This window comes from Kribbella sp. WER1 (assembly GCF_054189145.1).
This window is the reverse complement of the sequence record NZ_CM135186.1, coordinates 7011348-7033796: the sequence shown is the minus strand read 5'-3', so window position 1 is coordinate 7033796 and position 22449 is coordinate 7011348. Positions and strand designations below refer to the sequence as shown.

Sequence of the window (22449 nt, the reverse complement as noted above, 5' to 3'; positions counted from 1 at the left end):
AATGTTCTGCTCGTTCCTGAGCCCCCGTAGCTCAGGGGATAGAGCACCGCCCTCCGGAGGCGGGTGCGCAGGTTCGAATCCTGCCGGGGGCGCGACCGATCTGGCCGATCCTTGTGTGCAGAAAGCGCACATCGATCGGCCGCCGTGTTTTCTGGGGGCGGAGCCCCCAGAACCCGCCCCGGGAGGGCTTCGCCCCCCGGACCCCCCGGCGTCGCGCGGGCGATCGGGTGGTTCGTTTAGATGGCTGCTTGTTCGCGGCAGTAGGTCCAGGTGGTTGCTGTTGACGTGGCGGGGGTCATGGTGCGGCGGGTGTAGTGGGTCGGGCGGATCTTGCGGTCGTGCCAGAACTGTCCCGCGGGGGGTGCTGGTTCGGTGGCTGCTAGCCATACCGCCGTGTCCGCGCCCTCGGCTGGTGTCCTCAGCAGGGGTTTCGTCAGTCGGGAGAAGCCTGGTAGCGATGCTGTCAGGCCTGGGGTTTCGGACCAGCCGGGGTGCATTGTGGCGATCGTGGTGGGGGCGAAGTGGGTCGCCATGAGCGGGGTTAGGGCTACTTGGATTCGCTTGCTGCGGGCGTAGGCGACTGCGGGTTTGTAGGGGGCGTCTTGGTACTCGGAGTCTTTGGGGACGGGTTGGGTGTACATGCCGCCGGAGGAGATGAAGATGGCTCGGGTGGGGTGGATCAGGTCTGTTAGGAGTAGGGGCCCCAGGACGTGGGTGGCGAGGGTTAGTTCGTGGCCTTGGGGGCTTTCGGTTCGTTTGGGGGGCATTACGCCTGCGTTGTGGATCAGGGCGTGGATGGGTTCGTTGATGGTTGCTGCGTAGGTGCGGACTGAGGTGAGGTCAGCTACGTCGCACTGGTCGAGGGTGTAGGTGCCTCCGGTGGATCGGAGGTCAGCTAGGGCGTTGGTGGCTTTGGCGGGGTCTCTTACTGCTAGGCGGACTTTTGCGCCTAGGGCGGCTAGGGCTGCTGCAGTTGCTTTGCCTAGGCCGGTTCTTGCGCCGGTGACTATTACGGTTTTGCCTTGTAAGGCTTGGGGTTTGGGGTCGCCCGGGGGCCAGGTGCGGCGGCGGAGGGCGTAGCCGAGTTTGGTGTAGCCGGGGATCACCAGGCGGTCCAGGAGAGTGTCTGTGGTCATGCTGCCAGCCGTCCTAGGGCTGCGCGGAGGCCTTCTTCGGCTTCTTCGCCCAAGTGGTCGAAAGGCTTGCGGAGGAAGGGTTCTGCCAGGCGGGCCAGGCCCTTGAGGTGGAACTCTGCTCGGTACGTGACTCTGGTGATGTGGGCGTCCTCGCGGAACGTCATGGTGTCGCGGGCAACGATTGTGCGGTTCTCGCCGCGGAGGACGATCCGGTCGGGGCGGCTGTAGTCCTCGACGACGTAGATCAGTTCGGTCTCGCGGCCGTTGAAGCGGGAGATGTTGCGGTACCTCGATCCCAGGCCGCCGTCTCCGGACAGCAGGGTCGTGTGGACGGTGCCGGGGTCCCACTCCTCGGTGGTGCGGAAGTCGGACAGGTAGTCGAAGACCCGCTCGGGGGTGGCAGCGACGGCTACTTCGCGTTCGACGACGATCATCGGGGCTCCTCTGCTCGTTCGGCTGCGTGCGCGATGTTGCGTTGCATCCCTCCGAAGACGACGTCGTGGAACGGACTGATCGCCGCCCAGTACAGCTCCCCCGGCAGTCCGCGTGGATGGAACAGGGCGCGTTGCCGGAACACCGTGCGGCCGCGTTCGTCGTTCCCGGCGCGCAGCTCCAGCCAGGCCTCGCCGGGCAGGCGCATCTCGGCGCGCAGCCGGAGTAGCCGGCCGCGGTCGATCGCCTCGACGCGCCACCAGTCGAGCGGATCGCCGACGGCCAGCGTGTCCGGGTGCAGCCGGCCGCGGCGCAGGCCAGGACCGCCGACGACCCGGTCGAGCAGGCCGCGGGTCCACCAGCCGAGCCGCCAGGAGTACCAGCCGCGGCGCCCGCCGATGCCCTCGATCACCGTCCAGAGCTGCTCCGGTGACGCGTCGACCGTGCAGTCGCGCTCGTCGACGTGCAGCGACCCGCCGCTCCAGTCCGGGTCGCCCGGCAGCGGGTCGCTCGGCGCGCCGGGGGTCGCGGCGGACGCCCACGACGTACTCACGTCCAGGTCGTGGACCTTCTTGAGTGCGAGCTCGACGGCGCGGTCGAAGCCGATCGGGTCGCGCGGGGCGACGTACCGGTCGATGTCGTGTTCCTTGCAGACCACCTCGTGGACGAGGCTGTCGACCAGCGGGCGGGCGATGCCGCTGGGCACCGGCGTGACCAGTCCGACCCAGTGGCTCGACAGCCCGGGGCTGAGCAGCGGGAGGGTCAGGATCCGGCGCGGACGGAGGCCGGAGACGGCGGCGTACCGCTGCATCATCGCGCGGTACGTCAGTACGTCCGGGCCGCCGATGTCGAAGCCGCGGCTGACGTCGGCCGGCATCCGGGCGGAGCCGACCAGGCAGTGCAGTACGTCGCGGACCGCGATCGGCTGGATCCGCGTCTCGAGCCAGCGCGGCGTCACCATCACCGGCAGCCGCTCGGTCAGATAGCGCAGCATCTCGAACGACGCGGACCCCGAGCCGATGATCACCGCCGCGCGCAGCACGGTCGTCGGTACGCCGCTGGCGAGCAGGATCTCGCCCACCTCACGCCGGGACCCGAGGTGCGGCGACAGCTCCTCGCCGTCCGGGTACAGCCCGCCGAGGTACACGATCCGGCCGACCTCCGACTCGCGGCAGGCGACCCCGAAGCCGAGCGCCATCCGGCGGTCGCGCTCCTCGAACCGGCGGCCGGTGCCGAGCGAGTGGATCAGGTAGTACGCGACGTCGACGCCGGCCAGCGCCTTCGTCAGGGCGACCGGGTCGGCGGCATCGCCCTCGGCGACCTCGATCCGGGACCGCCACGGACGGCCGTCGAGGCGCTCCGCGCGCCGCGCCAGCACGCGGACGTCGTACCCGGCAGCGAGCAGCTCCGGGACGAGCCGGCCGCCGATGTAGCCGGTGGCTCCGGTGACCAGGACCCGCGTCATCGCTCGGCCCACCGCTCGGCCGCGGTGACCGGGTCGTCCGCGACGTACTCCGCTCCGACGGCCGCCGCGAGGTCCGGAGCGGCTCCGGCGCCGGCCAGCGCGAGCCGGCGGCGCTGGGACAGCCGGACCAGCTCGGGCCGGATCGTGTCGAAGCGGGCCTGGTCGGAGGCAGCGAGCATCACCAGGTCCGGGTCGAAGACCTCGGCGGTCCGTTCGATATCGGCCAGCGGCGAGTCGGCGCCGAGGAACACCACCCGCCACCCGGAACGCCGCAGTACGAGACCGAACGACAGCAGGGCGATGTCGTGCAGTTCACCGGGCGGACAGGCCAGCACGGCCCGCGGGCCCTGGCCGCCACCCCATCCCGGGGACAGCGCGGCGAGCCGGGAGCGGATCACGTTGCTCGCGAAGTGCTCCTGGCCGACCGTCACGTCCCCACGCGCCCATCGGTCCCCCAGCTCGTGCAGGTACGGGATGAGTACGTCGCGGAGCACCGCCTCGATCGACAACGCGCCGAACAGCTCGTCCAGTACGACGTGCGCGGCCCGCTCGTCCAGATCGTCCAACGCGACCTGCAGGCTCGCCGCCGCGCCTACGGCAGCCGTACGAACAGCAACGGGGTCCGGTTCACGCGTAACGACCGTAACGACGGAGCCTGGCTCGGCCAGCACTGCTCGGGCTGCCTCAGCCGCGGACAGGCCGTCGGCAAGATACGCCCGCATCCGCTGCACCCGCCGTACGTCGACTTCCGAGTACAGCCGGAAGCCGCCGGGCGAACGGGTCGGTGACAGCAGGCCGTAGCGGCTCTCCCAGGCGCGGAGTACGTGCTCGCTGACACCCGCGCGCTTGCTCAGCGCACCGATCCGCAGACCGCCCGGCACCGAAGTCTCCATGAGATCACTATACAAACTCTAGACAGACCTTTGACTAACCTGGATCAGCGTGTCTAATCTCTAGACAGACCTTAGACAGCCTAGGAGGGCTTCTTCGATGACCGAGTCCGTGGCTGTGATCGGCGCCGGCGTGTCCGGCCTGACCGCCGGCTATTTGCTCGCCCGCCAGTTCGACGTCACCCTCCTCGAGGCCGGGCCGCGGCTCGGCGGCCACGCCCACACCCACTCCGTCACCGACCCCGCCGGACGCCGGCTCGCGGTCGACACCGGCTTCATCGTGCACAACACCCGCACCTACCCGCTGCTGCGGCGGCTGTTCGACGAGCTCGGCGTCCGGACGCAGCCGACCGAGATGAGCATGAGCATCAGCGACCCCGCCAGCGGGCTGGAGTTCGCGGGCGGACGGGGTGCGACCGGGATCTTCGCGCAGCGCCGCCGGATCGCGGACCCGCATTTCCTGCGCCTGCTGACGGAGGTCCGCCGCTTCCACCGCCGCGCCGCCGACTACGTGACCCGGACCGACGACTACGACGTGCTGACGTTCGGCGACTTCCTCGAGGCGGAGAACTTCAGCCCTGACTTCATCCGGCTGTACGCCGTCCCCGTGGTCTCGTGCGTGTGGTCCTGCGGCGGCAGCTCGGCCCTGACGTATCCGGCCCGCTATCTGTTCCGGTTCCTCGATCACCACGGCATGCTCTCCGTCGGCGGCTCCCCGCAGTGGATGACCGTCACAGGCGGCTCCCGGACGTACGTCGTCGCCGTAGCCAGCCGGCTGAACGCAGTACGCGCCGGCCGGCCGGTGCGGTCCGTGCAGCGCCATCCGGACGGCGTCACGGTGACCGTTGCTGACGGCGGCACCCTCGAGTTCGACCGGGTCGTCGTCGCCACGCACGCCGACGAGGCCCTGGATCTGCTGACCGACGCGACGCCGCAGGAGAAGGCTGTGCTCGGTCCGTTCGAGTACAGCCGCAACGAGACAGTCCTGCACACGGATGCGTCCTTGCTTCCCGTCACGAAGAACGCCCGCGCCTCGTGGAACTACGTAGTACGCCCGGGTGCTCCGTTGACGACGTACTGGATGAACCGGCTGCAGGGGCTGGACACGGACGAGACGTACCTGGTGACGCTCAACGGTGCCGAGACGGTCGATCCGGCGAAGGTGATCGCCCGGATGGACTACCGGCATCCCATCTACACCCCTGACGCAGTTGGCGCACAGAGCCGGTTGGCGGGGCTCAACACCGGCCGGGTCGCGTTCGCGGGGGCGTACCACGGCTGGGGCTTCCATGAGGACGGCTGCCGCGCCGGTGTCGCGGCGGCCGCGTCCTTCGGGGTCCGCTGGTGACGGTCGTCGGTGAGCTACCCCCACTCCCGGCGATCGTCACCGGCTTCGTCCGGCACGGGCGGTCCGGTGCGGTGCGGCATGCGTTCCGGCATCGGGCGTATCAGTGGCTGATCGACCTGGACGACGTGCCGCGGCTGCCCTGGTACCTGCGTCCGCTCGCCCGCTTCGACAGCCGCGACCACCTGGACCTCCGGCGCTACCTGGCCGACAACGACATCGAGTACGACGGCCGCGTCCTCATGCTCGCGAACGCGCGGGTATTAGGTCACGTCTTCGACCCGATCACCGTCTACTGGTGCATCGACGGCCCGTACGTCGTGGCCGAGGTCCACAACACGTACGGCCAACGACACGCGTACCTGCTCCGCCCTGACCCGAACGGGAACGCCCGTACCGCCAAGGAGTTCTACGTCTCCCCCTTCTACGAGGTGTCGGGCAGCTACAACCTCACGTTCGAGCTGGACCGGGAACACGTCAGGGTCCAGGTCACGCTGTCCCAGGACGACCGGGCGGTGTTCGGCGCGAGCTTCGACGGCGTACCGCGACCTGCTACTCGACGGGCCGTTCTGGCGGCCGCCCTACGGATGCCGTTGATGACCCAACGGGTGTCGGCGTTGATCCGGATGCACGGCGTCTGGCTGTGGGCGCGACGGCTGCCGGTGATCAAGCGACCTCTCCAGGAAGGAGCACGATGAGGGCGCGACTCGCCCGGCTGATCGTCGACAGGATCCTCGATCAGGTTCCGGTCCGTGCCGTCTACCCGGACGGCACGGTGCGCGGTGGGGGCGGCGCGGACGCCCCGGTGCTGCAGATCGTCCGGCCGCAGGCGCTGTACGGACGACTGGCCCGGAGCCCGAAGATCGGGCTGGGCGAGGCGTACCAGGCGGGCGACTGGCGAGCCGGTGACGGGACCGACCTGGGCGAGCTGCTGACGCCGTTCGCCGCCCGGGTCGCGGAGCTCGTACCGCACTCGTTGGTGCGGTTCCGCCGGGTCGTCGACCAGCGGATGCCCGGCCGGCAGCGGAACACGCCGACAGGTGCCCGAAGCAACATCCGGGCCCATTACGACCTCAGCAACGCGCTGTTCGGCGCGTTCCTCGACCCTGGGATGACGTACAGCTCGGCCCTGTTCGAGCGGCCCGGCCTGGACCTCGAGGAGGCGCAGAAACGCAAGGTCGAGCGCATCCTCGACCAGGCCGGCGTCGGTCCGGGCACCCGGCTGCTGGAGATCGGAATCGGCTGGGGCACTCTGTCGATCGCCGCCGCCCGGCGCGGCGCGCAGGTCGTCGGCATCACGTTGTCGACCGAGCAGCTGCAGCTGGCCCAGAAGCGCGTGGCCGAGGTGGGGATGGCCGACCGGGTCGACCTGCGGCTGCAGGACTACCGCGCGGTGACCGGTTCGTACGACGCGGTCGTCAGCGTCGAGATGATCGAGGCGGTCGGCGCGGAGTACTGGCCGGAGTACTTCCGCACGATCGACCGGCTGCTCGCACCCGGCGGAACCGTTGCGCTGCAGGCGATCCTGATGGACCACGAGCGGATGCTCGCCACCCGGAAGTCGTACGGCTGGATCCAGAAGTACATCTTCCCCGGCGGGCTGATCCCGTCCCGGACCGCGATCGACGAGACGCTCGCGCGGCACACCGCGCTGCGGGTCGACGAGGACTACCGGTTCGGCGCCGACTACGCGGAGACGCTCCGCCGGTGGCGACGGACGTTCCTCGCCAACTGGCGGACCGTCCGGGCGGAAGGCTTCGACGAGACGTTCCGGCGTACCTGGGAGTTCTATCTGGCCTACAGCGAGGCCGGGTTCGCGTCCGGGTACCTCGACGTCGCGCAGCTGCGGCTGACTCAGCTGTCCGGGAGGGAGAACACCGACAGCACCACACGGTCCTTGCCGGGAGCTTCGGCCAGGTAGGGCTCGATCAGCTCGGCGAACCGCTCGCGGAAGCCGACCATGTCCTCCGGGCTCAGGTACATCGCGAGCTGCGAGTAGCCGACCTGGTCCATCCGTGGATACAGGTCGCCGTGCTCGACGACGCGGTCGAAGTCGGCGGCCAGCCGGGTCAGCATCATCAGGAACGCCTGCCGGTGCTGGTCCGGCGTCATCGCACGCGCCTCGCGGGCGTCGATCCGGCCGACCGTGGTCTGGTCGAGGCTGAGCGTCCGCTCGGTCGTCCCGCGCACCTTGCGCTCCCGGACCACGGTCAGGTAGCCGGCGTCGATCAGCGCGGCGACGTGCCGGTACAGCGTGGTGGCGGGGATGTCGGGCAGGTCCCGCCTGAGATCGGTGGTGGTGACCTCTCGGCCCAGCACGCGCTGCACGATCCGCCAGCGGATCGGGTGCAGCAGGACGTCCAGCACCGGGGTCGGTGACTCCTCCATCGGCTCTCCATCAGGGATCTTTCAGGGTATCCATTGATACCAATGGTGGTAATAATAGCGGCATCGGTACCATCCATTCGCCCCGAGGAGACCTTGACGTGTCGCTCACCCGTCGTACCGTGCTCAAGTCCGCCGCTGCCGCGTTCCCGGTCGCGGCGGCCACCACTCTGCCGTCATCGGCAACCCCTGCCACCGAACCGGTCGCGATCGGGCGGCTGGCGGAGAAGATCCAGGCCGGGATGGCCAAGTACGCGATCCCCGGCGCCGGGCTCGGCGTCTGGTACCGCGGCCGCGAGTACGTCCGCGGCTTCGGCGTGACCAGCGTCGACACGAACGAGCCGGTGTCCGGGGACACCGTGTTCCGGATCGGCTCGACCACCAAGACGTTCACCGCGACCGCGATCATGCGGCTCGCCGAGCGCGGCCGGATCAGCCTGGACCGGCCGGTCCGCGCGTACCTGCCGGACTTCGCGGTCGCGGACCCGGCGGTGTCGGCCCGGGTCACCGTGCGGCAGCTGCTGAACCATTCGGCCGGCTGGCAGGGCGACTACTTCGAGGACACCGGCGACGGCGACGACGCGCTCGCGAAGTACGTCGCGGACATGACGAAGATCCCGCAGCTGACCCCGCTCGGGAAGGTGTTCTCGTACAACAACGCCGCGATCGGCGTCGCCGGGCTGATCCTCGAGACCGTGTACGGGAAGACGTACGAGACCGCCGTCCGCGAGCTGGTCATCGACCCGCTCGGCCTGGACCACAGCCGGTACTTCCGCAGCGAGCTGGCCGGATTCAGCGTCGCCGCGTCGCACAACATCGTGAACGGGAAGCCGGTCGTGGAGCCGTCGTTCGACCGGGTCCCGCGAGGGCTGTCCGCGGTCGGCGGGCTGATCTCGAGTGCACGCGACCAGCTGCGGTACGCACGCTTCCAGCTCGGGCACCGCGACCTCCCGCAGGTGATCAGCGAACGCACCCGGCGGGCCATGCAATCGCACCCTGGTCCGGGCGGCACGCTGTTCGTGGAGCTGAACGGTGTCGGCGTGAGCTGGATGCTGCGTCCGACGGCCCAGGGCCCGATCGTCGTGCAGCACGGTGGTGACTGGTCAGGACAGCACTCCGGGTTCCTGTTCATTCCGGAGCGGGACTTCGCGATCACGTTGCTCACCAACTCGGAAAGCGGGCCGTTCCTGGTCGCTGAGCTGTTCGCCGACGACTGGGCGCTGCAGGAGTTCGCAGGAGTGAACAACCTGCCCGCCGTACCGCGGGAGCTGCCGCCGGCGCGGCTGGCCGAGTACGAGGGGACGTACGTCGCCCAGCAGATCGGTTTCGACGGCAAGCCCGAGGAGATCGGCCTGGACGTCAAAGCGGAGGACGGCGAGCTGGTCGCGAGCGTTGGCGGTCAGACGATGCTCCGCTTCGTCTTTTACCGCAAGGACTACGTCCTGGCGCTCAACCCGGACGGTACGCCCTCGCACACCCGCGCCAACTTCGTCCGCGCCGACGACGGCAAGGTCGCCTGGCTGCGCGACGGCGGGCGGCTGTTCCGCTTCCACGCGGCCGGCACCCGCAAAGCGACGGCCTACAGCCGCAGTCTGCTCTAAGGAATCTTGCGGCCGCTCACCAGGAGCAGGAGGTCCTGGGCGGTGCCGGTGCGTGGCTCACCGGCACCGTAGGTCCAGTCAAGGTCCGTTGCCTGCAGCTGTACGCCGGTGAGGTCGACGCCGAAGTACCTGAGCTGCCGGGGCTGCAGCCCGTCGAGGATCCGCCGGAGCCGGTCGAGGGGTACCTGGCGGTCGATGCCGAGGGCAACGGTGATGTCGAGGCCGTGGATCACGTCGTGCGACAGGGCGCCCTCGTAACCCCCGCCCGGCGGCTTCCACGGGTTGTCGACGTTCTGTCGCAGGCAGTCGACCAGCTCGCCCGACGTCAGCGTCGACGCGTCCCGCCGCGCCTGCCGGTCGGCGTACCGGTTGAAGTTGCCGCCGGCCCGTACCAGCCCGGCCAGGAACTGCGGCATGCGGATCCGGTACGGCATGGTGATGTGCGCGACGACCTCGCGCACCCGCCAGCCGGCACACAGCGTCGGCTTGTCCCAGTCCGTCTCCGGCAGCCTGGCCAGCAGCTCCGCCAGCTCGGTCCGCTCTCCCGCCACAGCACTTCTGATGTCCGTCATACCTCACCGACGAACGGCTCAGCGCGGGACAGACACCTCCTGCAGTCTTTTCTGCAGGTACAGCCGTTCGGCCTCGGTGGTGGCCAGAGTCAGGGCCTCACGGTAGGCGGTGGCAGCCTCGGCCAGGCGGTTCAGGCGGCGGAGGAAGTCGGCCCGGGTCGCCGGGAGCAGGTGGTAGCCGGTCAACGGGCCGGCCGCGAGTTCGTCGACGGCGCGTAGGCCGACCGCGGGCCCGTCGGCCATACCGATCGCCACGGCGCGGTTGAGGGCGACAACCGGGGTCTGCGGGAGCTGGGCGTAGAGCGCGGCGATCTGGGACCAGTCGGTGTCGTCCGCCGTACGAGCGGTCGCGTGACAGGCGGCAACGGCCGCCTGGATCTGGTACGGGCCGGCAGCGCCATGACCCAACGCTGCGTCGAGGACCGCCGTACCCTCGGCGATCTGCGTGTAGTCCCAGGTAGCGCGGTCCTGGTCGTCCAGCGTCACCAGGGCGCCGTCCGGGGCCAGCCGCGCGTCCCGGCGCGCGTCGTGCAGCAGCATCAGTGCGAGCAGCCCGCCGGCTTCAGGTTCGTCCGGCATCAGCTGCACGAGCAGTCGCGCCAGCCTGATCGCTTCACTGCTCAGCTGGCTCCGGACGACGTCGGAGTACCCCTCGTTGAACAGGAGGTACAGAACAGCCAGTACGGCGGGTGTGCGCTCCGGCAGGAGGTGTGCGGGCGGTACGCGGTACGGGATGCCGGCGTGCTGGATCTTCTGCTTGGCACGGGTCAGCCGCTTGGACATGGTCGTTTCCGGCACCAGGAACGCGCGTGCGATCTCCGCCGTACTCAGACCGGCCAGTGTCCGCAGCGTCAACGCCACCCTGGCCTCCATCGCCAGCGCGGGGTGGCAACAGGTGAACATGAGCCGCAGCCGATCATCCGGTACGTCGTACGCGGGCTCCGACGGCTCGACGCCCAACGCTGCCACCTGCTGCAGCTTGGCAGCGCCTACGGCCTCCCGTCGCAACCAGTCGATCGCACGGTTGCGCGCCGTCGTCGTGAGCCACGCTCCGGGACGGTCCGGTACGCCATCGGAAGGCCACCGCTGCAGCGCCGCGGCGAAGGCCTCCTGCGCGCACTCCTCGGCCAGCTCCCAGTCGCCGGTCACCCGGATCAGCGTGGCGACCAACTGGCCCCACTCCTGCCGGTAGATCTCCTCGAACGTCACACCGGCGGCTCGAGGACCGGCCGGATCTCGATCGTGCCGTAGCCCGCCGCCGGGTGCTTGCCCGCGATCTCGATCGCCTCGTCCAGGTCCGCGCAGTCGATCAGCACGAAGCCGCCGATCTGCTCCTTGGTCTCCGCGAACGGCCCGTCGGTGAGCAGCAGTTCGCCGGACCGCACCCGGACCGTGGTCGCCTCGTCCGGCGGCCGCAGCCCGGCCCCGCCGGCCACCACGCCACGGGCCTGCATCTCCTCGGTCCAGCCTCCGCAGCCGTCGTTGGCGTGCGCCGCGGCCGACTCGTCTCCACAGATCATCAGCAGGTACTTCACGTCCTCATCCTCGCAGGTCTAGCGTCGGCAGCAAGGAACTCTTTGGGGGAGGTACACCGATGACTGGCCGGATCGTGCACTTCGAGGTGCCGTACGACGACGGTGAGCGAGCGCGGGCCTTCTACCGCGAAGCCTTCGGGTGGAACGTGCTGGAGATGCCCGAGATGAACTACACGATGGTGTCCACAGGGCCGGTGAACGAGCAGCAGATGCCGACCGAGCCGGGCTTCATCAACGGCGGGATGTTCCAGCGCAGCGCCGACAACGCCGACCTCACCCGGCCCGTGCTGACCGTGGACGTGGCGGACATCGACGCCGCCTGGAAGACCATCGAAAGCCTCGGCGGCGAACGCGTCGGCGAGAAGATGCCGGTCGGCGACATGGGCTTCGCCGCCTACTTCAAGGACCCGGAGGGCAACGTCCTCGGACTCTGGCAGAACGCCTAGCTTCCCATCGTCTGGAGGTGCCGCATCGAGCCGTAGCGGGTGGTGAGCCGGTCGAAGTCGGTCGGGTCGTACAGCGCGCAGATGCCGGCGCCGTAGCTCTTCGCGGCCTCGACGCAGAACCGGGCGGCGGACTCGACGCCGGCCAGATCGGTGGCGCCGGTTCCGCAGCCCGGGACCGCGGTTTCGGTGGTGATCGCCACGCCGACCACCGGCGCGGCGGTCGCCGTACACGGCTGCAGGATCGAGTTCACGTGGTAAACGTCGTTCCCGTACGGCGTGATGTCCTGCATCGTCAGCGGCAGTACGGCGGGCAGCCGGCCGGTGACCTGGGACGCGAGCTCGAGCAGGTCCTCGCTGACCCGGAGGATCCAGCCCTCCTTCACAGTCGGCGAGATCGCGAACCCGTGGTGGTTGACGATCCGGTTGCCCTTGGTGGTGTCGACCGAGAGCACCGCCTCCATCGCGGGCTCGACCTCGTGCGCGTTCATCGCGCCGACGTCCACCGGCGAGTCCATTGAACGGCACCGGGTCGTGCGGCCGGGTCGGCGCGTCCGGGCAGACGTGCGTCGCGACGATCACGTCGCCCGGCAGCCGGTCGCCGCGGCGGGCCATCGGCCCGAGCTTGGCGGCCACCGCGAGCGCGACCAGCGCACCGTCGCCGTCGGACACGAACCCGATCCGCTCCGGCCGCGCCCCGAGCCCGGGCCCTGCAGATCCTGATCTCGTACTCCGAGCAGCGCCGGGACTGGGGCGTGATGGAGCTCGCCGACGAGCTCGGCATCGACAAGTCGTCGGCGCAGCGACTGCTCGCGGCGCTGGCGTTCCGCGGCTTCCTGCGCTCCGACCCGATCAGCCGGCGGTACAGCCTCGGGCCGACGATGTGGCGGATGGCCGCGCTGTGGGAACGGACCGGCGGGCTCGCCGCGCTCGCCGACGCGGTGCTCGAGCGGCTCGCGCGGGACACCGAGCGGACCGCGACGTTCACGATCCCGGACGGTTTCCACGTGCGCTGCATCGCCGCCGTCGACGGTGGCGGCGGCCCGCTGCGCAGCCACCCGCTGGTCGGCGACCTGTACCCGGCGCACGCCGGCGCGACGTCCCGGGCGTACTTCGCGTTCCTGGACCGCAACGAGCGCCGCGCGCTGCTGTCCGGCCGGCCGTTCGCCCGGTTCACCGACCTCACCGAGGTCGACGAGGCCGCGCTGGAACGGGTCTTCGAGGACACCGTGCAGACCGGCTGGGCGTTCGCCGACGGCGAGTACGATGCCGCCACCCGGGCGATCGCGGCGCCGGTCCGGCTCGGCCGCCGCCCGATCGGATCGCTGACCGTGGTCGAGGGCAAGACCGAGGAACTGCCCGGCGACATCCGGGACCACGTCCCACGGTTGCTGGAGGCAACCGAAGAACTGAGCAACCTGCTCGCGCACCGCACCCCCGCCCGCCGACGCTGAAGGATCATCCCCCGTGGAACTGCTGCTGCTCTCGAACTCCGCCACCCACGGCCGCCCGTTCCTCGAGCACGCGCTGGACGCGTTGCGCGAGGTACTGCGCGGTGTCGACGAGCTCGTGTTCGTCCCGTACGCGCTGTCCGACCACGACGGCTACACCGCGAAGATCCGGGCCGCGCTGGAACCGCTCGGGGTGTCGGTCGTCGGCGCCCACACCGCGCCGCTGGCGTCCGCCGCGGCGGCCTTCGTCGGTGGCGGGAACACGTTCCGGCTGGTCAAGACGCTGCACGAACGCGGCGACCTGGAGGTGATCCGGAACCGGGTCCGCGGCGGCGCGCCGTACATCGGGTCGAGCGCCGGGACGAACCTCGCCGGGCTTCCGGCGGGAGGGCGGTTGTTCCGCCGGGGCGCTGCTCCGCAGGAGATCGCGGCCGGCAGCGATCTGTCCGCGCTGCTGGGGGCCGAGGCGAGGTTCGACGTACACCGGTAGTTCACGCGGGAGTGCCTAGACTGAGGGCTCCGGTGACGTCCTCGGGAGGACCGAAACATGCCAGACCGTACCCAGACCATTGCGTACCCGGCGCCCGGGTCGCGCCCGTCGCGGCGGGATCCGGAGCCGCTGGCGCCGCACGTGATCGTGCTGTTCGGCGCGACCGGTGACCTGGCCAAGCGCAAGCTGCTGCCCGGGCTGGCGTACCTGCAGCAGTCGAAGTTCGCGCCGGACGTGCGGATCATCGGGACCGCGACCGAGGAGCTCAGCTGCGACGAGTTCCGGGACCGGGCCCGGCAGGCGGTGGAGAAGTTCGGCACCCACAAGATGACCGACGAGCAGTGGGCGCAGTTCGCGGACCGGATCGAGTACGTGCCGGTGACGGCCGGGCCGGAGGCGCTGGCGGCGGCGGTGAAGAAGGCCGAGGAGCTGCTCGGCCCGGACACCCGGCGGCTGCACTACCTGTCGGTGCCCCCGAAGGCCGCCCAGGCGGTGATCGCGATGCTCCGCGACGCCGGTCTGGTGGAGCGCGCCCGGGTGGTGATGGAGAAGCCGTTCGGTGACGACCTGGCCAGCGCGATCCAGCTGAACGACTTCGTGCACGAGACCTTCGACGAGTCGCAGATCTTCCGGATCGACCACTTCCTCGGCAAGGAAGCGGCGCTGAACATCCTCGCGTTCCGGTTCGCGAACGGCCTGTTCGAGCCGATCTGGAACCGGAACTTCATCGACCACGTGCAGATCGACATCCCGGAGTCGCTCGGCCTGGACCAGCGGGCCACCTTCTACGAGCCGACCGGCGCGTACAAGGACATGGTCGTCACGCACCTGATGCAGGTGATGTCGTTCGTCGCGATGGAGCCGCCGACCGCCCTGGAGCCGCGGGCGATCTCGGAGGAGAAGAACAAGGTCTTCCGGTCGATGCTGCCGATCAACCCCGGCGACGTGGTCCGCGGGCAGTACTCCGGCTACCGCGGCGAGGAAGGGGTCGCGCCGGACTCCGACACCGAGACGTTCATCGCGCTGCGGGTCGAGATCGACAACTGGCGCTGGGCCGGTGTGCCGTTCTTCCTGCGCACCGGCAAGAAGATGGCCGAGGGCCAGCGGATCATCTCGATCGCGTTCAAGGAGGCGCCGAAGACGATGTTCCCGGCCGGCTCCGGCGTCGGCTCCGAGGGCCCGGACCACCTGACCTTCGACCTGGCCGACTCCTCGCGGGTCTCGCTGTCGTTCTACGGCAAGCGCCCCGGTCCGGGGATGCGGCTGGAGAAGCTGTCGATGCAGTTCTCGACGCAGGAGACGGCGGGCGCGGCCGACGTACTGGAGGCGTACGAGCGGTTGATCCTGGACGCGATGCGCGGGGACCACACGCTGTTCACGACGGCCGAGGGCATCGAGTCGCTGTGGGACCGCTCCGCGCCGCTGCTGGAGGACCCGCCGCCGGCCAAGCCGTACCAGCCGGGCACCTGGGGCCCGAACGCGATCCACCAGCTGATCGCCCCGCGCGCCTGGCGGCTCCCGTTCGAGCGCGAGTGGCGCGAGTAGCCGTTCGTCGTTGACGCTGCGCCGTGGCCCGGGCACCCTGAGATTCCAGAGGGGTGTTCCTTTGGGGGTGGGGCCATGGGGTGGCGCCGTACCGTCGCGCTGCTGGTCTTGTCCGGCGTCCTGGCCGGCTGCGGCGCGAACGACAACTCGTCCGGCAGCTCGGGTGGATCCGGTACGTCGCAGGTCGGGACGTCGACGCCCGGCGGGCAGGGCACCAGTGGACAGGGCGGCAGTGGACAGGGCGGCGGCGGATCGTTGGCCTGGGTGCCGTTCGGGCCGAAGGATCCGCAGTTCCCGACGCCGTCGTGGCCGGCGTACAACGCGCTGGCGGCCGGGAAGTGCTCGAATCTGCAGGACTATCTGAGCCACGACACCGGTGGTCTGCAAGGCACCGGGATCGCGACGGCGATGCTCGCGGTCTGCCAGGCGGCCGTGGAGGCGACACCAGCCAGTGGTCGGCCGTCGAGCAGAACGCGGGCGCCGATCCGGCGCCGTTGGCGAACGACTGTCTCGCGGGGCTGGTGACGGACCTGCTGTCCCGCGCGGTCGACTGGCATCAGGCGCATCCGGGCGAGAAGGTCACCGTGCAGTTCGAACGGGTGGCGGGTCAGACGCAGTGCGGGCAGGCCGAGTCCCCCGGTGCGGAGCCCACGGACGAGGAGTCGCCGAGTCCGTCGTCGAGTCCTGAGTCCGTGCCTTCCCCGAGCGAGTCACCGGGATGACCGAGGGACCGTCGCGGGAGTCGCCGCTGCAGGCGGTGCTGTCGGTACTGACCACGCTGGGCCCGCCGCTGACGATCGCCACCACGCTGATGATCTACTTCGGCTGGGCCCGCACCGACACGCAGGCGCGGGCGATGGGGCTGGACGTCAGCCTGTTCGGCTTCTCGGCGCAGGACTACGTCATGCACAGCATCAGCTCGCTGTACCTGCCGCTGCTGGTCGTCGCCAGCCTCGCGCTCAGCGGCCTCGCCGTCCATCGCCGGATCGGCGCCGCGCTCCGTCGTCCGGACGCCCGACCGGTGCTGCGGACGTCCGCGCGGGTCGCGCTGATCGCCGGACTCGTCGCGATCGCGGTGGCCGTCGTGCTGGCCGCGGTACTGCGCAGCGGCGTCCAGTTGTTCGCCCCACTGGTCGTTGCCATCGGCACCGTTGTCGCGGCGTACGGCGCCTGGCTCCGGAACGCGACGGGTGACTCCACGCCGGAGGTCCTGCCCGTCTGGCACCGGGCGTTGCGGATGCTGCTGATCGGCGGCGTGGTCACGGCCGCGCTGTTCTGGGCGGTCTCCGACTACGCGACGATCGTGGGACGCGGGTACGCGCTGCAGATCCAGGCCGGCGTCTCCCAGCTGCCCCGGGTGACCGCGATCAGCACGACCGCGCTCGGCGTCCGGGGACCGGGCGTGGTCGAGACCCCGGTCGTCCAGGGCGGCAAGGTGCTGTACTACCGCACCACGGGCCTCCGGCTGCTGGCCGGGTCCGGCGGCCGGATGTTCCTGCTGCACGACGGCTGGACGCTCGGCCGCGGCACGGTCATCGTGCTGCCGGACAGCGACCAGATCCGGTGGCAGTTCTCCCGCTGACATAGGCTCCGGGTCATGCGGGAGATTCTGGTCATCGGGGTCGGTGCGGGGGATCCGGAGCAGGTGACGATGCAGGGCGTGTCGGCGCTGAACCGGGCCGACGTGTTGTTCGTACTCGACAAGGGCGAGGTCAAGCAGGAGCTGGTCGACCTGCGCGGCGAGATCCTCCGGCGGTACGCGACCTCGAAGGAGTACCGCGTCGTCGTCGGGCAGGACCCGGAGCGCGACCGGACGACTTCGGCGTACGTCGAGGCCGTCGACGACTGGCGGCGGCGCCGGGCCGACGTGATCGCCGCGATGATCGCGGCCGAGCTCGGCGAGGATCAGGTCGGGGCGTTCCTGGTCTGGGGCGATCCGGCGCTGTACGACAGCACGCTGGCGATCCTGGACGACATCCAGGCGCGGGGCGAGCTCGCATTCGAGGTTCAGGTGATTCCGGGGATCAGCAGCGTGTCGACGCTCGCCGCGCGGCACCGGGTCGGGCTGAACCAGGTCGGGCGGCCGATCCAGATCACCACCGGTCGGCGGCTGGCGGCGGAGTGGCCGGACGGGGTGGACGATGTCGTGGTGATGCTGGACGCGCAGACGGCGTTCACGCAGCATCTCGATCAGGACGCGGTGATCTATTGGGGCGCGTACCTGGGGACGCCGGACGAGCTGTTGATCTCGGGGCCGGTGCGCGAGGTGGCGGCGGAGATCGAGAAGGTCCGCGCCGAAGCCCGGGAGCGAAAGGGCTGGATCATGGATACGTACTTGCTGAGGCGCTCGGGTAGACCAAAGTCTTAGTGTTTTCAGCCTCCCGGCCGAAGTCGTACAAGTGCCGTCCAGCAGAGGCTGCTGGGCATGAAGAGAATCTTGGCGACGATGGCAGCGGCGGGTAGTTTGCTGGTGGCCTTCGCAGGCCCCGGCGAGGCTGCGCAAGCCGTACGAACAGACAAGGGACTGGTTGCAGGCAAGGCCGTTGGGGATGCTTTGGTGTACGACGGGATTCCGTACGCCGCTCCCCCGGTCGGCGCGCTGCGCTGGAAGGCGCCGCAGCCCGCGGCGGCGTGGAACGGCGTACGGCCGTCGAAGGTCCGGGACGTGTGCCCGCAGCAGGCGAACTCCGAGGCGCCGAACGGCTCGTCCGCCGAGGACTGCCTCTATCTCAACGTGACCACCCCGGCCAAGGCGTCGGCCAAGCCGCGCGCGGTGGTCGTCTGGCTGCCCGGCGGCGGGTTCTTCTCCGGGGCCGGCAGCAGCTACGAGGCGTCGAAGTTCGCGGCCCGTGGCGACGTGGTCGTTGTCACGGTCAACTACCGGCTCGGCATCTTCGGGTTCTTCGGGTATCCGGGGCTGCCTGGTTCCGGCACCTTCGGGCTGCAGGACCAGCAGGCGGCGCTGCGTTGGGTACAGCGGAACGCGGCCGCGTTCGGCGGTGACCCGCGCAATGTCACGGTCGCGGGCGAGTCGGCCGGTGGGATGAGCGTGTGCGCGCAGCTGACGTCGCCGACGTCGACAGGCCTGTTCGCGAAGGCGATCATGCAGAGCGGCTCGTGCGCGTTCAACTGGGCCGCGAACAGCCAGTACCCGGGTCAGCCCGCCGACTCGCCGTGGATCCCGGTCCGCCAGGTCGAGGCGAACGGCAAGGAGTGGGCGGCCGGCAAGAAGCTGTCCTGTACGACGATCGAGTGCCTGCGCGCCCTCAAGGCCGAAGACCTGGTCGACGACACGCTCAACTTCACCCAGATCGGGTACGGCGGCACCGCGGCCGTCCCGTTCAGCCCGGCGAAGGCGATGGAGGCGGGGCTGTTCCACCGGGTGCCGATCATCTCGGGCAACAACCACGACGAGGCCAACGGGTGGCTGGCCGCGTTCGGTGACATCAAGGACTACCCGGCGCTCGTGAAGAACATGGTGGGCGCGTCCAAGGCGGCACAGGTACTGCGGCACTACCCGCAGTCCCGTTACGCGTCGCCCGCGGCCGCATGGGGTGCTGTGACGACGGACCGGATCTGGTCGTGCACCCAGGTCGCGACGGACCAGCAGGCTGCGAAGCACGTCCCGGTGTACGCGTACGAGTTCGCCGACAAGCACTCCCCGATCGCGGCGCCCGGAATGGGGGCTGCACACGCCATGGAGCTGCCCTACCTGTTCCGGCTCGGTGGCTACGACTTCCCGATGTCCAAGCCGCAGCAGGAGCTGTCGAACCAGATGATCGACTATTGGACGGCGTTCGCCCGCACGGGCGACCCGAACGGGCCTGGTCGTCCGCAGTGGACTCGTACCGCCAGCAGTTCGGTCAGCGGCGTTTCACTCGCCCCGACCGACCAGAACGGCATCCAGCAGGTCAACCTCAGCTCTGAGCACCAGTGTCGATTCTGGGCTGCTCTGGGTGCCTGATGCGCCAGATCCGCATCACGATCGTCGGTAGGAGCAGCAGCAACAGCGCGTAGAAGTTCACACCCGGAACCAGCGACCCGAGCAGGAACGCCAGCAGGGTGAACCCGGTCAGCACCAGGGAGCCGACAATCTCCCGACGGCCGACCGGGTTGCCCGGCGCCTCCAGCTCCTTGTGCCCGCGGATCAGCAGGGCGAGCGCGGACTGGCAGATGCTCAGCACGAGGATCGTTCCGATGTACAGACCGGCGACGAACCGGTCGCTCTGGAACGCGCCGATGACCTCGGTCGTGAACGGCAGTACGACGATCGCGAGCAGCCAGAGCAGGTTCAGCCGCAGGATGCTCGAGGTGTAGACGCGGACGTGCTCGAAGATCCGGTGGTGGCCGAGCCAGAAGTTGGCGATCACCACGAAGCTCAGCAGGAACGTGAAGATCTCCTGCCGGTGCTCGGTGATCACGCTGGTCGCCTCGCCTCCGTGGGCCTTGACCTCGGGGACCATGTCGACCAGCGGCAGCACCAGCAACGTGATCGCGATCGCCACGACCGCATCCGTGAACAGCACCAGCCGGTCCGGGTCCCTCGACTTACTCACGGCGGACAACAGTAGCCGTACTGCGGAGCAGGCCGACAGCCAGCAGCGCCGCCGCGAGGACAAAGCCGGCTGCAGCGAGCCATGCGGCGCCGTAGCCGTCCCGCAGCGCCAGGAGGTTGCCCGCACCGTCGGCAGCCCGGTGCGCGGTCGTCGAAGCAGCCAGGGAGGCGAGTACCGCCGTACCGACGGCTGCTCCGGCTTGCTGGGCGGTGTTGTTGAGGCCGGAGGCCAGTCCGGCGTCGGCCGGGTCCGCGGCGGACATGGCCAGCATGATCGATGCAGGAATGGCTACGCCGACGCCGGCACCCATCACGGCGAGCACAGGCCCGACGTTGACGACGTACGAACCATCGACCGGGGCACGGCTGATCCAGAGCAGGGCGAGCATGAACACGACCAGCCCGGCAATCAGCATCTTGCGAGGGCCGAAGCGGACCGTGAGCCGTGGTGCGAGTGACAGCGACATCAACGCGTTCATAAGCGGCGCCGGCAGGAACGCCAGGCCAGTCGTGAGCGAGTCGTAGCCGAGCACACGCTGGACATAGAGCGCCGTCGTGAACTGGAACCCGAAACCGGCCGCGAAGAGCAGTACGACGATGACGTTCGCGACGGTGAGCTGGCGGCGCCGGAAGATGCGTAGGGCAAGCAGTGGGTGCTTGATCCGAGCCTGCCGTACGACGAATGCCGCCAGCAGCAGAACTGCGGCACCTGCTTGCACCAGAGTCCGGGTGAGCGTCGCGTGCGGCTCGGCTGTCTGGACGATCGTGTAGACGCCCAAGGAGAGCCCTGCCGTGACCAGCACCGCTCCCAGCACGTCAGCACCGTTGGCCAGGCCTAGACCGGGCTGCTGCTGCAGAAGGCGTACAGCGAACGCCAACGCGACCAGGCCGATCGGAACGTTGATCAGGAACGCCCAGGACCAGCCGACGGTCTGGGTGATCACACCGCCGAAGATGAGCCCGATCGACGCACCACTGGCCGCCGTGAAGCTGTAGACGCCCATAGCGCGTGCTTGCTCGGCAGGAGCCGGGAAGAGGCTCACGATCATCCCGAGAATGACAGCAGACGCCAGGGCCCCGCCGACGCCTTGCAGGAACCGCCCGGCGATCAGGGTCTCCGCACTGGTCGCCAGACCGCACAACAGCGACGCCGCGGTGAACAACCCGAGCCCGGCGAGGAACACCCGCTTGCTGCCGATCAGGTCCCCGATCCGTCCGGCGAGCAACAGCAGGCCCGCGAACGCGATCAGGTACGAGTTCATCACCCAGGCCAGGCCGGCCTGCGAGAAGCCCAGATCCCCTTGGATCGTAGGCAAGGCGACCGTCACCACGGTCCCGTCGAGGATGATCATCAGCTGCATCACACAGAGCACCACGAGCGCCTTGGCCCGGCCTCGCACGGCTACGTCCGTCACCACAGTCCACTCCTGTCCTTCATCCGACAGGAGAGACCTTAACAGATAGTTCCGTAATAGACGATCTTCTATTGGAGGATATGATTCAGCCGGCACGCTGCCGGGAGCGGCGGACCGGCTGCGCGGTGACCGGGGTCGCCAGCGGGCCGTCGACCAGCGTGGTCATCGCGTCCACGAACGGCTGGCGCTGCGGCGCGGCGAGGGCGGCCAGAGCCTCGGCGTGCACCCGGTCGACGATCTGCTGACCCTCGGCGGCGATCCGGGCACCGGCGTCGGTGACCGCGATGATCCGTGCGCGGCGGTCGGTGGCCGACGGCTTGCGCTCGGCGTACCCGGCCTTCTCGAGCGCGTCGACGGTGACGACCATCGTGGTCTTGTCCATGTAGGACAGCTCGGCGATCTGGATCTGGGTGCGCTCCGCCTCGAGCGCGTGCCGCAGCACGCACTGCATCCGCAGCGTCAGCCCGATCTCGGCGAGCGCCGCGGACAACTGCGTCTCCAGCACGTGCCCGGCGTGCGTCAGGTAGCCGGTGAGGTCGGGGACCGTGCGTTCCGGGAGTTGCGCCATACCTCCGAGGGTAACGCGGGACCATCTACCCGCAGATGATCCCGATCCGGATCATTCTCCGGTCGCGCCGTCGACCAGCTCGCGGATCACGTCCAGGTGCCCGAGGTGCCGCGCCGACTCCTGCAGTACGTCGACCAGCAGCCGCGCGACCCGCACCGGGCCGTGGTACCCCGACGAGACCGTCCCAGTCGACCGCCCGCAACGTCGCCTGCGACCGCTCCCATTCTGCGTCGTACGCCGCCAGCACCGACGCGATCGTCTCGTCCGCGCCGATCCGGAACTCGTAGTCGTGGTCCTCGGAGCGCCACAGCGACGGCAGGTCCTGACCGCCGATCGTGCGCTGGATGTGCTGACGCTGGACCGCGGTGAGGTGCTTGATCAGGCCGAGCGGATTCATCACCGGCGAGGTCGCGAGCGGCGTCGCCCGGGCCTGCTGCTCGTCGAGGCCGTCGAGCTTGTTCACCGCGGTGGTGTGGATCAACTGGAAGAACCCGAGCACCGACTGCGGAAGGGTCAAGTCGTCGTCCGGCCACGGCCGGTTCCTCGGCGTCATGGCCGAACCCTAGTGGCGGGAAAACGACGTCCTGCTCGCGACAGACCGCACTGTCGCGAAACCGCGAG

At 69.6% G+C, this 22449-nt stretch carries 26 protein-coding genes, 1 tRNA gene and 1 pseudogene; 14 read left to right on the top strand and 14 right to left on the bottom strand.

Annotation, left to right across the window (positions count from 1 at the left end):
• Positions 1–20: 20 nt before the first annotated feature.
• Positions 21–92, top strand: a tRNA-Arg gene (locus ACXJJ3_RS34515).
• A 144-nt stretch (positions 93–236) separates the two neighbouring features.
• Here the strand turns inward: ACXJJ3_RS34515 and ACXJJ3_RS34510 are convergent.
• Genes ACXJJ3_RS34510 through ACXJJ3_RS34495 form a run of 4 tightly spaced genes read right to left on the bottom strand, consistent with a single transcriptional unit; the run spans position 237 to position 3926 of the window.
• Entirely contained in the window at positions 237–1136 is a 900-nt protein-coding gene (locus ACXJJ3_RS34510; RefSeq protein ID WP_458166074.1) for an SDR family NAD(P)-dependent oxidoreductase, read from the bottom strand.
• Complete coding sequence (locus tag ACXJJ3_RS34505; protein ID WP_458166073.1) at positions 1133–1570, bottom strand: SRPBCC family protein; 438 nt, start codon at positions 1568–1570, stop codon at positions 1133–1135. Before ACXJJ3_RS34505 ends, ACXJJ3_RS34510 begins: the two co-directional genes overlap by 4 nt.
• A complete protein-coding gene (locus ACXJJ3_RS34500) occupies positions 1567–3033 on the bottom strand; it encodes an SDR family oxidoreductase (RefSeq protein WP_458166072.1) in 1467 nt (488 codons plus the stop codon). The genes ACXJJ3_RS34505 and ACXJJ3_RS34500 overlap by 4 nt, the downstream gene beginning before the upstream one ends.
• Positions 3030–3926: a MerR family transcriptional regulator gene (locus tag ACXJJ3_RS34495; protein ID WP_458166071.1), complete on the bottom strand. Its 897-nt coding sequence runs from the start codon at positions 3924–3926 to the stop codon at positions 3030–3032. The genes ACXJJ3_RS34500 and ACXJJ3_RS34495 overlap by 4 nt, the downstream gene beginning before the upstream one ends.
• Before the next feature lie 97 nt (positions 3927–4023).
• Between ACXJJ3_RS34495 and ACXJJ3_RS34490 the strand changes: the two genes are divergently transcribed.
• From ACXJJ3_RS34490 to ACXJJ3_RS34480, 3 genes are read left to right on the top strand one after another with little or no spacing between them, the layout of a single operon-like run.
• Positions 4024–5271, top strand: a complete 1248-nt coding sequence (locus tag ACXJJ3_RS34490; protein WP_458166070.1) for an NAD(P)/FAD-dependent oxidoreductase — start codon at positions 4024–4026, stop codon at positions 5269–5271.
• Positions 5268–5966, top strand: a complete 699-nt coding sequence (locus ACXJJ3_RS34485; RefSeq protein WP_458166069.1) for a DUF1365 domain-containing protein — start codon at positions 5268–5270, stop codon at positions 5964–5966. Before ACXJJ3_RS34490 ends, ACXJJ3_RS34485 begins: the two co-directional genes overlap by 4 nt.
• Entirely contained in the window at positions 5963–7189 is a 1227-nt protein-coding gene (locus tag ACXJJ3_RS34480) for a class I SAM-dependent methyltransferase (protein ID WP_458166068.1), read from the top strand. Before ACXJJ3_RS34485 ends, ACXJJ3_RS34480 begins: the two co-directional genes overlap by 4 nt.
• On the opposite strand, the gene ACXJJ3_RS34475 is transcribed toward ACXJJ3_RS34480, so the two are convergent.
• Entirely contained in the window at positions 7123–7656 is a 534-nt protein-coding gene (locus tag ACXJJ3_RS34475) for a helix-turn-helix domain-containing protein (RefSeq protein ID WP_458166067.1), read from the bottom strand. The genes ACXJJ3_RS34480 and ACXJJ3_RS34475 overlap by 67 nt on opposite strands.
• Before the next feature lie 98 nt (positions 7657–7754).
• On the opposite strand from ACXJJ3_RS34475, the gene ACXJJ3_RS34470 reads away from it, so the two are divergent.
• The gene (locus ACXJJ3_RS34470; protein WP_458166066.1) at positions 7755–9254 is read left to right on the top strand and encodes a serine hydrolase domain-containing protein; all 1500 of its coding nucleotides are present in this window, start codon (positions 7755–7757) and stop codon (positions 9252–9254) included.
• Here the strand turns inward: ACXJJ3_RS34470 and ACXJJ3_RS34465 are convergent.
• The 3 genes from ACXJJ3_RS34465 to ACXJJ3_RS34455 are packed head-to-tail and all read right to left on the bottom strand — an operon-like array spanning position 9251 to position 11361.
• A complete protein-coding gene (locus ACXJJ3_RS34465) occupies positions 9251–9826 on the bottom strand; it encodes a maleylpyruvate isomerase family mycothiol-dependent enzyme (protein WP_458166065.1) in 576 nt (191 codons plus the stop codon). The genes ACXJJ3_RS34470 and ACXJJ3_RS34465 overlap by 4 nt on opposite strands.
• 18 nt (positions 9827–9844) lie before the next feature.
• Positions 9845–11035 (bottom strand): RNA polymerase sigma factor, encoded by a 1191-nt coding sequence (locus ACXJJ3_RS34460; protein ID WP_458166064.1) that lies wholly within the window; start codon positions 11033–11035, stop codon positions 9845–9847.
• Positions 11032–11361 carry a YciI family protein gene (locus ACXJJ3_RS34455; protein WP_458166063.1) on the bottom strand — a complete coding sequence of 110 codons (330 nt, stop codon included), beginning with the start codon at positions 11359–11361 and terminating at the stop codon, positions 11032–11034. Before ACXJJ3_RS34455 ends, ACXJJ3_RS34460 begins: the two co-directional genes overlap by 4 nt.
• Before the next feature lie 59 nt (positions 11362–11420).
• On the opposite strand from ACXJJ3_RS34455, the gene ACXJJ3_RS34450 reads away from it, so the two are divergent.
• Complete coding sequence (locus ACXJJ3_RS34450) at positions 11421–11807, top strand: VOC family protein (RefSeq protein ID WP_458166062.1); 387 nt, start codon at positions 11421–11423, stop codon at positions 11805–11807.
• On the opposite strand, the gene ACXJJ3_RS34445 is transcribed toward ACXJJ3_RS34450, so the two are convergent.
• Positions 11804–12322 carry a DUF1177 family protein gene (locus tag ACXJJ3_RS34445; protein WP_458166061.1) on the bottom strand — a complete coding sequence of 173 codons (519 nt, stop codon included), beginning with the start codon at positions 12320–12322 and terminating at the stop codon, positions 11804–11806. The genes ACXJJ3_RS34450 and ACXJJ3_RS34445 overlap by 4 nt on opposite strands.
• Before the next feature lie 61 nt (positions 12323–12383).
• A pseudogene (locus ACXJJ3_RS34440) lies at positions 12384–12476 on the bottom strand (DUF1177 family protein); the annotation flags it as partial.
• Between the two features lie 86 nt (positions 12477–12562).
• On the opposite strand from ACXJJ3_RS34440, the gene ACXJJ3_RS34435 reads away from it, so the two are divergent.
• From ACXJJ3_RS34435 to ACXJJ3_RS34400, 8 genes are all read left to right on the top strand, one after another.
• Positions 12563–13258, top strand: a complete 696-nt coding sequence (locus ACXJJ3_RS34435; protein WP_458171979.1) for an IclR family transcriptional regulator — start codon at positions 12563–12565, stop codon at positions 13256–13258.
• Positions 13259–13271: 13 nt separating this feature from the next.
• A complete protein-coding gene (locus ACXJJ3_RS34430; RefSeq protein WP_458166060.1) occupies positions 13272–13745 on the top strand; it encodes a Type 1 glutamine amidotransferase-like domain-containing protein in 474 nt (157 codons plus the stop codon).
• Positions 13746–13802: 57 nt separating this feature from the next.
• Positions 13803–15290, top strand: a complete 1488-nt coding sequence (gene zwf, locus ACXJJ3_RS34425; protein WP_458166059.1) for a glucose-6-phosphate dehydrogenase — start codon at positions 13803–13805, stop codon at positions 15288–15290.
• Positions 15291–15365: 75 nt separating this feature from the next.
• The gene (locus ACXJJ3_RS34420) at positions 15366–15815 is read left to right on the top strand and encodes a hypothetical protein (RefSeq protein ID WP_458166058.1); all 450 of its coding nucleotides are present in this window, start codon (positions 15366–15368) and stop codon (positions 15813–15815) included.
• Entirely contained in the window at positions 15812–16012 is a 201-nt protein-coding gene (locus ACXJJ3_RS34415; RefSeq protein ID WP_458166057.1) for a hypothetical protein, read from the top strand. The genes ACXJJ3_RS34420 and ACXJJ3_RS34415 overlap by 4 nt, the downstream gene beginning before the upstream one ends.
• Complete coding sequence (locus tag ACXJJ3_RS34410; RefSeq protein WP_458166056.1) at positions 16009–16872, top strand: hypothetical protein; 864 nt, start codon at positions 16009–16011, stop codon at positions 16870–16872. The genes ACXJJ3_RS34415 and ACXJJ3_RS34410 overlap by 4 nt, the downstream gene beginning before the upstream one ends.
• 15 nt (positions 16873–16887) lie before the next feature.
• Complete coding sequence (cobF, locus tag ACXJJ3_RS34405; RefSeq protein WP_458166055.1) at positions 16888–17658, top strand: precorrin-6A synthase (deacetylating); 771 nt, start codon at positions 16888–16890, stop codon at positions 17656–17658.
• 57 nt (positions 17659–17715) lie between these two features.
• On the top strand, positions 17716–19254 hold the full coding sequence (locus ACXJJ3_RS34400; protein WP_458166054.1) for a carboxylesterase/lipase family protein: 1539 nt from the start codon (positions 17716–17718) through the stop codon (positions 19252–19254).
• Here ACXJJ3_RS34400 and ACXJJ3_RS34395 read toward each other — a convergent pair.
• From ACXJJ3_RS34395 to ACXJJ3_RS34380, 4 genes are all read right to left on the bottom strand, one after another.
• A complete protein-coding gene (locus ACXJJ3_RS34395) occupies positions 19208–19846 on the bottom strand; it encodes a TMEM175 family protein (RefSeq protein WP_458166053.1) in 639 nt (212 codons plus the stop codon). The genes ACXJJ3_RS34400 and ACXJJ3_RS34395 overlap by 47 nt on opposite strands.
• Positions 19839–21260: an MFS transporter gene (locus ACXJJ3_RS34390; protein ID WP_458166052.1), complete on the bottom strand. Its 1422-nt coding sequence runs from the start codon at positions 21258–21260 to the stop codon at positions 19839–19841. The genes ACXJJ3_RS34395 and ACXJJ3_RS34390 overlap by 8 nt, the downstream gene beginning before the upstream one ends.
• Before the next feature lie 85 nt (positions 21261–21345).
• On the bottom strand, positions 21346–21828 hold the full coding sequence (locus ACXJJ3_RS34385; protein WP_458166051.1) for a MarR family winged helix-turn-helix transcriptional regulator: 483 nt from the start codon (positions 21826–21828) through the stop codon (positions 21346–21348).
• A 25-nt stretch (positions 21829–21853) separates the two neighbouring features.
• A complete protein-coding gene (locus ACXJJ3_RS34380; RefSeq protein ID WP_458166050.1) occupies positions 21854–22381 on the bottom strand; it encodes a mycothiol transferase in 528 nt (175 codons plus the stop codon).
• Between the last annotated feature and the right edge of the window lie 68 nt (positions 22382–22449).

Coding starts and splice junctions, on each gene's coding strand:
- ACXJJ3_RS34510 (WP_458166074.1), bottom strand. CDS start 1,136: ATGACCACAGACACTCTCCTGGACCGCCTGGTGATCCCCGGCTACACC.
- ACXJJ3_RS34505 (WP_458166073.1), bottom strand. CDS start 1,570: ATGATCGTCGTCGAACGCGAAGTAGCCGTCGCTGCCACCCCCGAGCGG.
- ACXJJ3_RS34500 (WP_458166072.1), bottom strand. CDS start 3,033: ATGACGCGGGTCCTGGTCACCGGAGCCACCGGCTACATCGGCGGCCGG.
- ACXJJ3_RS34495 (WP_458166071.1), bottom strand. CDS start 3,926: ATGGAGACTTCGGTGCCGGGCGGTCTGCGGATCGGTGCGCTGAGCAAG.
- ACXJJ3_RS34490 (WP_458166070.1), top strand. CDS start 4,024: ATGACCGAGTCCGTGGCTGTGATCGGCGCCGGCGTGTCCGGCCTGACC.
- ACXJJ3_RS34480 (WP_458166068.1), top strand. CDS start 5,963: ATGAGGGCGCGACTCGCCCGGCTGATCGTCGACAGGATCCTCGATCAG.
- ACXJJ3_RS34475 (WP_458166067.1), bottom strand. CDS start 7,656: ATGGAGGAGTCACCGACCCCGGTGCTGGACGTCCTGCTGCACCCGATC.
- ACXJJ3_RS34465 (WP_458166065.1), bottom strand. CDS start 9,826: ATGACGGACATCAGAAGTGCTGTGGCGGGAGAGCGGACCGAGCTGGCG.
- ACXJJ3_RS34450 (WP_458166062.1), top strand. CDS start 11,421: ATGACTGGCCGGATCGTGCACTTCGAGGTGCCGTACGACGACGGTGAG.
- ACXJJ3_RS34445 (WP_458166061.1), bottom strand. CDS start 12,322: ATGGACTCGCCGGTGGACGTCGGCGCGATGAACGCGCACGAGGTCGAG.
- ACXJJ3_RS34435 (WP_458171979.1), top strand. CDS start 12,563: ATGGAGCTCGCCGACGAGCTCGGCATCGACAAGTCGTCGGCGCAGCGA.
- zwf (WP_458166059.1), top strand. CDS start 13,803: ATGCCAGACCGTACCCAGACCATTGCGTACCCGGCGCCCGGGTCGCGC.
- ACXJJ3_RS34420 (WP_458166058.1), top strand. CDS start 15,366: ATGGGGTGGCGCCGTACCGTCGCGCTGCTGGTCTTGTCCGGCGTCCTG.
- ACXJJ3_RS34410 (WP_458166056.1), top strand. CDS start 16,009: ATGACCGAGGGACCGTCGCGGGAGTCGCCGCTGCAGGCGGTGCTGTCG.
- cobF (WP_458166055.1), top strand. CDS start 16,888: ATGCGGGAGATTCTGGTCATCGGGGTCGGTGCGGGGGATCCGGAGCAG.
- ACXJJ3_RS34400 (WP_458166054.1), top strand. CDS start 17,716: ATGAAGAGAATCTTGGCGACGATGGCAGCGGCGGGTAGTTTGCTGGTG.
- ACXJJ3_RS34385 (WP_458166051.1), bottom strand. CDS start 21,828: ATGGCGCAACTCCCGGAACGCACGGTCCCCGACCTCACCGGCTACCTG.
- ACXJJ3_RS34380 (WP_458166050.1), bottom strand. CDS start 22,381: ATGACGCCGAGGAACCGGCCGTGGCCGGACGACGACTTGACCCTTCCG.